This is a genomic window from Paenibacillus sonchi (assembly GCF_016772475.1).
GTDB classification, from domain to species: Bacteria; Bacillota; Bacilli; order Paenibacillales; family Paenibacillaceae; genus Paenibacillus_AQ; species Paenibacillus_AQ sonchi.
Map to the genome: position 1 here is coordinate 53,087 of NZ_CP068596.1, position 12,596 is coordinate 65,682.

The 12,596-nt window shown below is 40.3% G+C and carries 16 protein-coding genes; all 16 read left to right on the top strand.

Translation table 11 applies throughout. The features are described from left to right. Window positions 1-8: 8 nt before the first annotated feature. The 16 genes from JI735_RS33880 to JI735_RS33955 all read left to right on the top strand — a co-directional run bounded on the left by JI735_RS33880 (window position 9) and on the right by JI735_RS33955 (window position 12,595). Window positions 9-917: a replication-relaxation family protein gene (locus JI735_RS33880; protein WP_039835517.1), complete on the top strand. Its 909-nt coding sequence runs from the start codon at window positions 9-11 to the stop codon at window positions 915-917. A gap of 21 nt (window positions 918-938) precedes the next feature. Further along, complete coding sequence (locus JI735_RS33885; RefSeq protein WP_039835518.1) at window positions 939-2,465, top strand: hypothetical protein; 1,527 nt, start codon at window positions 939-941, stop codon at window positions 2,463-2,465. 16 nt (window positions 2,466-2,481) lie between these two features. After that, a complete protein-coding gene (locus JI735_RS33890; protein ID WP_039835519.1) occupies window positions 2,482-3,159 on the top strand; it encodes a hypothetical protein in 678 nt (225 codons plus the stop codon). Between the two features lie 12 nt (window positions 3,160-3,171). Next, window positions 3,172-3,393, top strand: coding sequence for a hypothetical protein (locus JI735_RS33895; RefSeq protein ID WP_202677768.1), 222 nt, complete (start codon window positions 3,172-3,174; stop codon window positions 3,391-3,393). Window positions 3,394-3,494: 101 nt separating this feature from the next. After that, the gene (locus JI735_RS33900; RefSeq protein ID WP_202677769.1) at window positions 3,495-4,235 is read left to right on the top strand and encodes a CpaE/TadZ family protein; all 741 of its coding nucleotides are present in this window, start codon (window positions 3,495-3,497) and stop codon (window positions 4,233-4,235) included. Beyond that, entirely contained in the window at window positions 4,232-5,716 is a 1,485-nt protein-coding gene (locus JI735_RS33905; protein ID WP_039835521.1) for a P-loop NTPase family protein, read from the top strand. The genes JI735_RS33900 and JI735_RS33905 overlap by 4 nt, the downstream gene beginning before the upstream one ends. A 29-nt stretch (window positions 5,717-5,745) precedes the next feature. Further along, entirely contained in the window at window positions 5,746-6,192 is a 447-nt protein-coding gene (locus JI735_RS33910) for a hypothetical protein (RefSeq protein ID WP_202677770.1), read from the top strand. A 110-nt stretch (window positions 6,193-6,302) separates the two neighbouring features. Then, window positions 6,303-6,812, top strand: a complete 510-nt coding sequence (locus tag JI735_RS33915) for a hypothetical protein (protein WP_202677771.1) — start codon at window positions 6,303-6,305, stop codon at window positions 6,810-6,812. Between the two features lie 13 nt (window positions 6,813-6,825). Further along, window positions 6,826-7,695, top strand: coding sequence for a hypothetical protein (locus tag JI735_RS33920; protein WP_039835523.1), 870 nt, complete (start codon window positions 6,826-6,828; stop codon window positions 7,693-7,695). Window positions 7,696-7,771: 76 nt separating this feature from the next. After that, entirely contained in the window at window positions 7,772-8,041 is a 270-nt protein-coding gene (locus tag JI735_RS33925; protein WP_039835524.1) for a hypothetical protein, read from the top strand. A 1-nt stretch (window position 8,042) separates the two neighbouring features. Beyond that, window positions 8,043-8,252 (top strand): hypothetical protein, encoded by a 210-nt coding sequence (locus tag JI735_RS33930; protein WP_039835525.1) that lies wholly within the window; start codon window positions 8,043-8,045, stop codon window positions 8,250-8,252. Window positions 8,253-8,255: 3 nt separating this feature from the next. Next, on the top strand, window positions 8,256-8,399 hold the full coding sequence (locus JI735_RS33935; protein WP_157771373.1) for a hypothetical protein: 144 nt from the start codon (window positions 8,256-8,258) through the stop codon (window positions 8,397-8,399). 14 nt (window positions 8,400-8,413) lie between these two features. Next, window positions 8,414-8,794 carry a hypothetical protein gene (locus JI735_RS33940; RefSeq protein ID WP_039835526.1) on the top strand — a complete coding sequence of 127 codons (381 nt, stop codon included), beginning with the start codon at window positions 8,414-8,416 and terminating at the stop codon, window positions 8,792-8,794. Between the two features lie 13 nt (window positions 8,795-8,807). Beyond that, window positions 8,808-9,305 carry a hypothetical protein gene (locus tag JI735_RS33945; RefSeq protein WP_039835527.1) on the top strand — a complete coding sequence of 166 codons (498 nt, stop codon included), beginning with the start codon at window positions 8,808-8,810 and terminating at the stop codon, window positions 9,303-9,305. 397 nt (window positions 9,306-9,702) lie between these two features. Beyond that, complete coding sequence (locus tag JI735_RS33950; RefSeq protein WP_039835528.1) at window positions 9,703-10,302, top strand: hypothetical protein; 600 nt, start codon at window positions 9,703-9,705, stop codon at window positions 10,300-10,302. A gap of 16 nt (window positions 10,303-10,318) precedes the next feature. Continuing rightward, entirely contained in the window at window positions 10,319-12,595 is a 2,277-nt protein-coding gene (locus tag JI735_RS33955) for a hypothetical protein (RefSeq protein WP_039835529.1), read from the top strand. The last annotated feature ends 1 nt before the right edge of the window (window position 12,596 follow it).

Sequence of the window (12,596 nt, forward strand, 5' to 3'; positions counted from 1 at the left end):
GAAAGTTAATGGAACTACATGTTTCCCCTATAAATGAAGCGAATGATCCTGTACTTAAATCAAAACCGACTTGGGATGATCCATATGCTTTCATTGATTCATTTACTCCGTTAACCCGACATGATTACTTTTATATCGAAACAAAAATTGAAAACGGCTGGATCACAAATCGAGATATAGAAATAGTCAGATTTCTTTCGGTTCACCGTTGGTTAACATTATCCCAATTAACTAATCTATTCTTCCCTGGTGTTGATAGTGCAGGAACAGCAATCCGAAATAGAGTAAACAAATTGCAGAAATATGGCCTCCTAAGAAAAATCAAATGGTCCTCTCATACAAACATCAGAGAGAATAAGCCATCTTTGTATGAGATAGGTGCAAGCGGAGCTGATATTCTGAAATATCGACTTGGTGTTTTCCTAGGGAGCAGAGATCCACGCAAACAAAAGGAAATTACGATGTTGTTCAGGCAAAAATATATCGCTACTAATGAGTTTTATATTCAGCTGCGTAGTTCATTTAATCTTAATTACTTTGAATTTCATCCTGTCTTAGTCAATAAAGAAGTTCAAGTCGTTCCGACTGCTCGCTTCATTTTATCTAACCCTGCAGGCAAACAGATTCCCTTTTTTTTATTCTGCTATCGTGAAGAAGAAAAGTGGCTGAAGACGATCCGTTTCCAAACAAACTTCATAAAATCATACCTGGCACTAGAAGGAAATGCGGCAACTATAGTCGTACTCACGTCTACAGATGAAAAAGCACAAATCGCAAACAAAATTATAGACCAGGAAGGTCTAGGAGGCCAGACTTGGTTCATTACTGATGAAGAATTAAGGAATAGCATGGACGGGATTACGAAGAGTTTTTTTGTTTTCCAGAATGGACAAAAAACCTACTTCGACCTTGGCTGATGAATGAGTGGGGTGAACTGTTTGAAGAGAGTTTTTTTAGTATCAGATGAAGAAGAATTCTCAGATTGGATCAAAGAAGAATTAAAAGATTATGCGCGAGTCATCAGAGTGATAGACAATAACGATTTTTTTATTCAGCAATGGGAAACATCAGATGCAGAGATCGCTATTGTTTTATACTCAGCAATCCAATCTGTTGAAAGCTTCACAAAGGCATACATGCAGATAACTGCCAAGAATTCGAATGTTCCATTTGTCTTCATTCATAGTTCTGAGGGTGATGAGTCTGAAGATTATCACTCCCTCAAAGAATTGGGCATGATCTGGATTGAGTGGCACGAACTTGATATTGGCTTAATTGAAAAGAGACTAGAAGCATTCTTTTCAATAAAAGAGCTACAATCTGGTATCACAGTAGTACATAGTATTCAAACAGTAGAGGATAAACAGAATCATGAGACGGGAATTGAGGTCTCTGAACAAAAAGAAATTGTTAATGAAGTCTCATCGCAAGAATTACATAGTAAAGATCTGGTTACAACAGATTCGCTCACTCAAGTTGAACTGCAGGACCAGCAAGAGTTCAATATTGAGATCATCGAGAATGATGGGGAGATCGAAGAACAATTAAAAAACGAAGCTCTTGATGAGTTTATGGAATTTACAGACGATACATCTTCGGCTCTAGAAAAGGAAAACAAAAGTGAGACGTTAGAGGAAAATATTGAAGGTCCAATACTAAAAGACGAATTTTTCTCACCAAGAAGTCAAAAAAGTAGGAGTAAATTGAATAGACCCAAACTTCCTAGTTTGCCCAAGCATGACGAAGTAAAGGAACGCATTATTATCACGGAACGAATTGTTGGAACAGTCATCATCGCGATTGCCGGTACATGTAGGGGTTCGGGATCAACTCACAATGCTATTCAAATATCAAATTTTCTTAGAAATGACGGGTATGATGTAGCCTGTGTCGAAATGCTTGATCCTGATATGGGCCCCCCTTCATTCAAGTTTCTAGGTGACGGAGACGGAAGACAAACTAAAGTAGAAAAAGGGTTCCATGTGAATGGGATTGATTTTTATAAAGAAGTAGATTCAGATCAGTATGTACAAATCATCCAAGCACAATACCAATATGTCGTTATTGATTTGGGGCAGATCATAACCTATGTATATGAAAAACCAAGTGAGGGAAAATTCTTTCAGGAGTTTCTTAGATCTCATTTAGCAATACTTTGTACAAGACCAGCTGTATGGGATTTTCCTTACCTGATACCCTCCATTGATAAGCTACTCAGCCATTCATGGAGTAAACAAATAAATATTCTTATTAATTTCACTGATGCTAAACGATTCGATTACTTTTGCTCCAGATTTGAACCAAAAGTAAGGAAGGCCTTGCAACTAAAATTTCACCATAATTCCTTTACACCTGATCCATTTGAAAAAGATGAGAACTCTATCTTAAGTAATCTATTAAACGAAGTTCTTCCAAAGATACGTAAGGAAAATAGATTGTTCTCATTCTTTAAATTTAATAATTGACTAGGAGGTTTTTTGCTTGAAAGCGAGTTTACGCTACATCATTGCTTTTCTAATTTTACTAATCGGATTTGGTGGACTGTTTGGATACGATTTGTACCTTAAACCCTACGTGTTTTCTGAGAAGGTTGTAAAGGTGAAGGTAACTTCCGGAGAATACCTACCCAAAAATCATGAGTTGACCTTGGGAGATGTATATCTCGATTCAGTAGAGAAAAAAGACATCCCTAAAAATGCGGTTCGTGATATCCGCCTGGTTGAGAAGAAAATTCTTAATGCTAACATCACAGATGGTGTTATCCTCACCGATTCGCTGGTAGATGTAGACGATTTAGAACCTAACAAGAACGAAGGGATATTTCCGATTCCGAAGGAATCCATATATGCAATTAACGGGTCACTCCGGAGTAGGGATAAGGTAAATCTCTACTTGGTTAAGTCGGTTAAGGCCGATGGAATCCGGACGGAGGAGCTGCCGTCCAATGATGATGTGTTCTTAACAGACGTAACCGTTAACTACGTTCGCACGGATGATAATAACGATGTCCAGGATTCTGAAAACGGAAATAATAATAATCGCTTTACTTCAACCGGCAAGGTTTCTACTCCGGAATTGAAGATGGCTAAGACAGATGGACAGCAACTAAAAAAATATTTAGAACAGGGATATAAGCTTTGGATTGTTCGAGTAGAATAGGAGACTATCAAAATGAAAATATACACGTTTGGTATTGACCAAATTACAGTGAGTCAAATTAGACTAGAAGGTTATGATGTGGTTGTGCAAAAGGTGATGCCAGAATACGGACAGTTGGGAGGGGATATATTCTTATTCTCTACTGATCGGAAGGATCTCCCTGAAATGTTTGAGTCCTTACGAACGGGGCATCCGGAGGCTGAATTAATTTATTGGCATCAAAAAAGGGAGTGAGGGGCTATCAACCTATCCACTTACTATGCCAAAAATTCGGAATCCATTTTACACCACCACGATCAACGGCTGCTACCATCATCGACAAAATAAGATCCATCTTGGATGAAGAAGTTGATCGCCCAAATAATATTATTGGTTTTTTTGGTACAGGCGCCGGCGTTGGTTGTACGAGTATAGCTAAGATTATGTCAAAGAGTATCGCGGCCGCTGGCCATAAAGTAATTTTGCTCGGACTAAATCTATACGAGCCAGGATTTGATCAAAAACCACAAACAAGCTTAGATCAGCTTCGTCCTCGAATAACCAGTAAGATTCTTCAAGAATCAGATTTTGAGTTAATCAAACAAAACGGATATTTCTATCTGCCAGGAAATCATGACTTTTTAAGTGCACAAGATTATCAGGAAGAGGAAATCGAGTATTTGTTAGAACAAGCTTCTAAATATGCTGATGTTGTTCTGTGTGATTTTGGTTCCATTCCAGAGAGCGCTGCTTGGTACGTGGGAATTCAGAAGTCTGCTATACGTCTCTTTATTACACACCCAAAACACAATTATCGTCTGCCTGCTCTAATGGAAGTGGCGAATCAGTTAGATCTCTATCCTCATGATTTTCAGCTCATCATTAATCGAGCCACAGAATCTGCAATAGTAAATTCAAAGAATCTTTCGCAAACAGTGGGAAGTCATATTCTATTTGAACTCCCTCAATATGAAGGATTCCCGGAAAATTTGCCGCTTTCAAAGAGAGAGCAACAAATGGTTGAGGAAAAGGCCAAAATGTTGCTAACCGCAATAGATATAGTCGAAGTAACTCAAAAGAAGGGATGGAGAAGATGACAATAGTAAAGTCACCGATAAGCTTCAAGCAAGACCATATCCCTCAGGTTAATGAACCTTTCTCATTAAAAAAACAATTGCATAAGAATAGAAAGCCTAGTAATGAAGACTTCGATAGTTATTATCAACGGATGAAGGAACAAATGGATCAAGAGTTGCGGAGTGAGGATGATACTTATTTTCAAATAAATGCTGGAGCCCTTCTGGGAGAAGCGACGTCCGTTGCTTATTTCATAAATGAGATTGAAAAATATGTGCGTAAGAATCCGTTCGGCGGCGCAGTGCCCTCAGCTTACTCTAATATTACGGAAGCACTATTCCAAGAATGGAAGGGGTTTGGTCCCGCTTGTCATTGGTTGAGTAATAAAGATTATGCAGAATCAACGGGGCTTCAGATTATTGGAAGAAAAATTTTCTATAATCGAAATGGTGGTTTTGTTCCCTACCCATATGATATGCCTTCTCTGGAGAGAGTTGAACAGTTAAAACGGTCATTGCTGAGAAGTGATGGCATGCTTCAGTTAAATAAAGATAACCCTTCCGTAGAATTTAAGATTGATGACCCCCTTTGGCCAGGGAGATTTATTCGAATAGCAATCTGGGTGAGTCCAAGAGTGTGGGAGGGTTATACAACTATATCGATGCGCCGGCAAGTTGTGGAGTTTCTAACATTAGATGATCAAGCAGGTACCGGTGCAATTCCAAAGGAAGCCGTGGCGATGCTACGCGCATTCTTAAAGACTTACAGAAATCGTATTATTGCTGGACCAGTCGAATCTGGTAAATCGACGTATGCAAATACGGAAGTCGGAGAGCAGCTCCTAGCTGCTACGAAGTGTTTGGGGTTAGTAATGATTGAAAAGCACCCGGAATCAACGTTACCACATGTAATTAATGGACACCGAATTATTCCAATTCAAGCGTCAAATGAAGAACTGATGGAGGTTGGTATCGAATCCCTTCGTCATGATCCAAACATAATTTTTATGACTGAAATGCGTTTTAATGAGTGGGAGTTTTATTTGTGGAGTGGGGAAAAAGGGTACGATGGGATTATTGGAACATTTCATACGGTGGACCCAGAAGACATTCCCTACCAGGGAGCATTTGCAGTATCAACGAGAGTGGGTGGAAGCCTAAAAGGGCATCTCATGTCTGCGTTGAAGGCTTGCGAGATTGTCTATATCTTCGGCAGCCGTGAGGATGGTACCAAAAGATTAATGCGGGTTTCTGAAGTATATTATGATGCAAAGAAAAATTCTGTGTTTGCTTGCGATTTAATGCGTTATGACAAAGAGATGGACAGTTGGACTTATCATGATCAGCTTACTCCAGATATTCTGCAGAAAATGAATAACAAGAATAAAGCTGCTACACAGGAGTTCATATCCCTTTTGAGTCAACTGGCTAAGAAGAAACCCATGACAAACCCAATTAAAGAGAGCATGAAATCAAAGATGGTGTTGAATGAAGTCTTGTAATCTGACTTTTCAAAAAGGGGGGTGATTTTTTGAATTCCATGGGTTCATATTTGTTCCGGATATTATTTCACCTTATCGTCGTGCTGGGAATATGGCAACTCATCCAGCCAACAATTGAACAACTTATCCGGAGAAATTCGCAGAAAAATGACTATCGTAGAGAAGTAACCCAAATACTATTGCAGGCTAAAGAAAAAAAGAATGCCAAAAATAAGAACAAGAGATCGACTTACATAGTGAAGCATTTGGAGGATTTAATGTATCTTGTTCAAAAAAACTACGAGCCTAAGCAGAGTGTATTTCGTTTTTTTACTCTAACGATTTTTATCTTTGGCGCCGTGTATCTTGTGACTTCACTCACGATGAACGAATTACCCAATCACCTAACTTTTGATAATCCTTTTATGGGGGGATTAAGGTCAATGAACGAGGAACAATGTCCTATAATTGGAGGTTCTCACTGTTCCTATCCTTGATTGGTGCACTTTTACCGTATATCCGTTTGCGATATAAGTATTCTCTAAAGAGTGTAAAAGCAAGTTTTGATCTACTCGATGTAGTTAAAATTCTCTCGAAGTATACCTACTTGTCTGTTGATAAGGCGTTGGATAAAACATCTGATTTTCTTGAAGAGGATAATGTCCTAAAGCGGCCGCTTCGGATCCTCGCGGCTGCCTTTGCAAATTACAGTAATGAAAAGGAACTCCAACGAGCAGCTAATCGGTTTGCTGATTCTATCTCAACAACATTTGCCAGAGTATTTATTTCTGATCTGTTATATGCAGAAAGAGAAGGTTCACACGTTCTTTCCGCTTCTCTCCTTGAACTCAACATGTCTATGGAGCAGCAGCGGGAAACGATCATAACTGTAAAAACAGCAAACAATGACCCAATCACTCTCGGTTTATATGTAAATCTTATTCTTTTGGTTTTTGTTATTGGGACATTCATGCTGATGCTTACCCCTAGTGTGTATTATAAGCTGCAATTCCAGACACAAATTGGCTTATATTTTTTAGGTTTTATTGTCGGAAGTTTATTCTTGGCTTTTGCCATCAGTATGATTCTTGCAAGACCGAAGCTTGACTATCAGTAAAGGATGTTGACGCATGGATAGAATTTTTCTTATTATCTCGGCTGTTGGAATCTCCTATTTGGCATATCTTATCTTCGCAGCAATGGGGAAAAAGAACGAGAAGGATCCCATAATTAAACAAATGAATCTGATGGCTGTTCAAGGGAAATTCGAGAGTGAGAAACTCCAAAAACTACTGAATAATGCAGGACTCCAGGTGTCATCACGGAAAATCAATTTGTTCCGATTTTCAGCAGCTGCATTATATGTGACTGTACAAGCCTTGAGCAATTTCATCCGGAATGAGCCGTTTTCGTTTATGGATGTTTTTATCGGTGTTGGAATTCTTGTGGTAAGCAGCCACGCCAAATTCTTACCGTTTGGATGGATCCTAAATAGATTACACCGGAACAAAATCATGCGTAAAGATGGAGAGTTAATTTCATTTTTGCGATTATACGAAAACAATAGACTTAGAAGACGTGGATATATTGAGTTTGGTACCTATTGTTCTCAGGTGGCTCCGACCTTCGAGTATTTACGCAACGAATTATACGGCATGTCTGAGCGCTGTGTCGATATTGGTACTGAAAATGCGATCAAATGGTTCTGTGATCAATTTCCACACAACCATGTATTTATTTCGGATATTCGATCCATCTTATTGGCTACCGAAGGTATGAGCGATGATAACGAGGCAGCTCATTACTTAAGCTCCCAAAGTAAGATTATTTCGAAAATTTCTTCTGACCAATATCAAAGAAAGTGGATACGTATTGGTGAATACTCAACAATCGTTACTACTTTACCATCAATAGCTACATTTCTAATGGTTGTTGTTCTAGCCATGAAATATATCATGTTGATCAAAGGTAACTTTAATGGTGTGAGCCTTTATCAATGAAGTAACTCACGATCAAGTATATCTTGGCAACGATCAATAGATCAACGTTAGTTCAAGAAGGGGTGATATTAGATGTATGTTAAAACCTGATTTGAATCAAGAACCCGATTTATCAAAAAATGAAAATCAAAAGGAGAAAATAGAAATGAAAAAAGATTCAATTTCGGCAGGACTATTCATTGCTATCGGCTTTTTATGTGTGGCCATTGTAATTGCTGTTCTAATTCCAGTTGTGCGTGATGTTATTAATGATGCCGATGATAATAGGCCTGCAATTCCAGCTGCCAGTATTAATGTAACTAACACGCCGACAATTCTATCCCATTTCGAAGAGGAGGCGGCATAGTATGAAAAAAGATTCGATCTCAGCAGGACTATTTATTGCTATCGGTTTTTTATGTGTAGCCATTGTGATTGCTGTTTTGATCCCAGTAGTACGTGATGTTATCAACGCTGCAGATGATAATCGCCCAGTAATTCCAGGGGTAAGCTATATTCAAACAATACCTGCACCGATAACTCCGCTTTATGAAAAACTACCTTCAAAAGCAGCCTAACTCATGAAAAAAGACACTTTATCGGTTGCCCTGTTTTTATCGATTGGATTTGTCATTGCTGGGATTTTCATTGCTGCAGCAACATCAATTATCGGGGACAGTCAAGATAATATAATCCCGTATGTCAAAAAAGTAGAGAAGTATTAGGAAGGAGAGTTAGTTTGAAGGCGACCGTCCTCCGTGCATTATTTATGTGGCTAGTCTTATTTATCATCCTGCAGCCGTTGTTCTCTTACATCGATTATCTGCTCGATCTGCAGGTCAAAGCGAATACGTCGTACATCACTCAAAAAGCAGCTACAGAGGGGATGGTCACTTCAGCTCTCAAAAGTGAAGTGACAAGCAACTTAACTGCGTTAGGCTTTTCAGCGTCCTCTATCCAAATTACGAGTAGTACTACATCTGTCATCGATCGAAAAAATAGACTGGATGTATATATTAAAGCGCCGCGGATTAGCATTTTCCCTTACAATTTTTCGTCACAAACTCTGCCAGAATATTACTATGGTCATGGTTCAATAATGTCAGAATACATCGACTAAGGATGACTTAAGCATGGATTATATTGTGAAATTGGCTTTCGTCTTACTAATTTTTCTCTATTCTTGGTTTTTTCAATCTCAAAATCAGGAGTGGGATGTTCAGCGTTCATTACTAAAGGATGCGAACAATATTGCAGTTCATGACGCAGCTCAAGAGATTAGCGAAAATGATCTCTTCCATGGGCGATTAATTATCGAACCTACGACAGCTTTCGAGACATTCAAAACGAGTCTCGAAAGCAATCTTGGGCTTGATGATAGCTTGGATCCTAAAAAAGGTAGCCGGCTACATAGTGCGGTCAAAATTAAAAAATTCGTTATTTTGGATGAATCATCTGGAGTTAGCTTTCCTTTTTTATATGAGGATTCAGAATTTGGAATAACGAAATATATACAGGGTCCTTCTGTGATTGCTGTCATAGAGACTGCACATCCTGTCTTAGTTTCTCGCTCTAAGTCAGTAGAACCAATTGTTGTACCTGCTGTCCAGGAGTACAAGTTTAATAAATAGAGAACTTGAGATGTCGGAGGGGTGTTTTCAAGAATTCAAAGTTCCGACAAAAGCATTTGGAAGTAACGAAATTCGCTTATATGAAGAGTTGATTTACTAATACCGGCTGTGACAATAATTTCTTGGTGATTCTTACCTTTTATCATACAATTATGATGTAAGATAAAAGTTTGAGGTGATAAAATTGGATGTTTTGTCGGTATATACCCTTCAATAGAGTAAGTGATCATTCCTAAAGATTAGGTTGTACCTCCAAGTAAATACTCAGGATTAGAAAGTTACAAATAGCTCTGAATGCTTTGTATGTGTTAGTACGGTTTTTTGAATCCAGGCCCGTTATCGTGAAATAGAGAGATTAATGATGTATTCGATACCAACATTTAAGGGAGAGATTTCTATGATGAAGACAGTAATGAAAGTAACACTGGCAGCAACGATGATGTTCAGTTCCATATTGATTCAAGGAGCAGCAATTAATACAGTATCCGCAGCAGCCAGCCAGTCACAACCCGTAATGACGGACAATCTAATCAAGTATGGTTTGAAGAAGGACGTAGAGCTCCCGGTTACCCTGACGGCCGGTGGTCTTAGTTATACGCTGGAGAAGATTATGATCTATGATGGAAAATCGAAAGATGCCCAAGGGCTGATTAAGAAATATGGCTATGATCTGAATGGTTTTCAGTATTTTATTTGGACAAAAATCACGGTGGAGAATAAGAGTAAGAGTATCGTTCAACAAAATGCTAAAGATCTTAGAAGTAAGTGGAGAATGACTTTCGGGGATTTGTCGAAGGGAGAGCCATCGGCAGCTATGCCCGAAGCAAGTTACTACAAATCGAATAACAAAGAAGCTCTGTGGGATTGGAAGCTAAATCCTGGTGAAAAGCTGAGCACATACCAAGGATTTCGTTACACTGGGGAATTCAAGTGTCTGAACGTTCGCGTAGATAACAGTGGCCAATCCATCTCAAAATTCATCGTGGAATTAAAATAGGTAAGGGGATTGGCAGATGATAAAAAAAATTCCAATCATTACTTTTTTGGTTATAACTATTGTATTTTCTTTGGCACCCAACTTAAGTAGTGTGGCCCAAGCTGCAGATGTCAAGCAAGGAAGTGTTAGCATACCAGTGACGAATGGCTTAACCGGATCTGGTAACATTGCCAAAACATTTTACTTGGATCTACCGAGCGGGGTCACCGGCTCCGCTATTAAATCAGGGACACTTAAATACTCAGGAACCAACAGTGTTGTAGGTGGTATCGCCATCGAGAACGGGAAGATAAAACTTACACTGAAGGGGACGGCAAAGGATGAAACGTTCTCTGTAGAGGGGAGGGACGGGAATCCGATGTACCCCTTCGTGACTAACCCTGGCAATTCTATCTGGCGATATGCAGACGGGAGACGCTGGCAAATTAATAACTATGATGAATACAGAGACGTCAATACATTCTATAATGCAGCTGCAACTGATTACAGTACACCCTCAACTAAACCGCCAACAAAAACTGTAACCACTAAATCTATTACCATTGTACCGCCCAATTCGGCAACATGGTTTCGAAAGGATCAAACAGTGGTTCCATTTAGTTCTGTCATTCAATCCAGTATCAAGATGAAACTAGAAACGCTTTTAGATGGAGCAAAAGGGTCTGGTGGTCTCAAAAACGGGAAAATCGTCATTACATATGAAATTCCAACGGTAAACGTAAAACCAGAACAAGTCTCTGACAGTTTTGAAAAAGGACAGTGGGTTGAAGGACGTCTATACTTTGTTAATCAACCCTACTACTACGAAGCACAAGCGAAACTCACCTCCTACAGCTATGCCGGCACGGTCACCTTTGATTACTCCCCACCTGACCAAGCTACGCTAAACGGAACGGCCACGCTGGAGAAGCCAAGCCCGAATCCGATCAAGCTGGAAGGCAGCAAAGTAGATGTGAAAATCAACGTCAAAGGGGAGCTTCTGGGTTACACGGATACCTCTAACATCGAGGAATGGGTGTTTTACGCCAAGGAAAAGAATGGTACCGCCAAGGCCGACATGAAGAAAGATTACAGCAAGCAACTTACCGCATCAAAGAGCTTTGACTTCGCAATCCCGGCAAGTCGGGTCGTCAATGATAATTTCAAGCAAGACTATACTCTGACCGTTGTCATTCGATTCAAGAAGCCTGTGGTTACCAAGACCGGAAACATAACTTCACTGGAGCAGAGTATGGAACTCTCTGCCGGTGTGTACAAGAAGGATAACCCGGTCAGCTATCCATCCGTACCGAGTACACCGACCAAGCCGGAAGGCAAACCGCCTATTGCCCGAATCACTGCACCTAAGTACATCAAAGCCGGTTCTGACATGATGGTATACGGGGGGAATTCCTCCGATCCGGATGGATACATCACCGACTATGCTTGGGGAACTCCTGGAGCGGAAGGCGGGATTGAAAATACGGCCAGAGGTTATGTCTGGTATACCCGGGATAAGGTCGGAGAGACTTTTCCCATTACCCTGACCGTCGTTGATAATGACGGCATGACCGGAAGCACCAGCACGGAAGTAACGGTCATCGAGCCAAGGCCATCAGCAGACCTCGAAATCAGCGGATCGCTCAAGCAGAACCGGAAAACCACATTGACCAACAGCAGTTCAAGTCCGACCCGGTTTCCGATCATTAAGTCCAAGACGCAGGTCACGATTAGTGCAGTCAGCGGTGGCACGAATGCGGACATTAAGTACAGCGGCAGCTTGGCCGAGCTAGAGAGTAAAGATGTACTTTTTAGGAAACCCGGGAAGTATAAGGCGACGATTCACGTGGAGAATACGGCAGGGTATGCTTCAGACAATGAGATTACCTTCGATATCGCTCCCGATGAATCCCCGGTTGCCTACTTTGCAATGCCCATAGGGGCCTATAGGGACCCGACTAATGGAAATAAAGCAGTCATTTCTATTGATGATATGTCGTTTTCTTCGGACAAAGATAATATCATCAAACGGGTTTGGGAATATCGCTACGATTCTAATAACAACGGAAGTTTCACAGATGAAAGCTGGGTACAGTTCAGTGACGAAAACAAAACTCGCCTAAATTTGGAGCTCTATCAGGTCGGGAAGTATGAGGTACGTGTTACCGTTATTGAAGAGTTTGGCCAGCCGACGATTGAGGATTTTGTCACCGATGCCGATAGGCTGCGGACCAGCTCTGAGGCCACCCAGAATGTAATCGAGCGAATAGTAGAAGTGAATAACCGCCCGCCTGAAGTAGATTGGGATTTTTAAG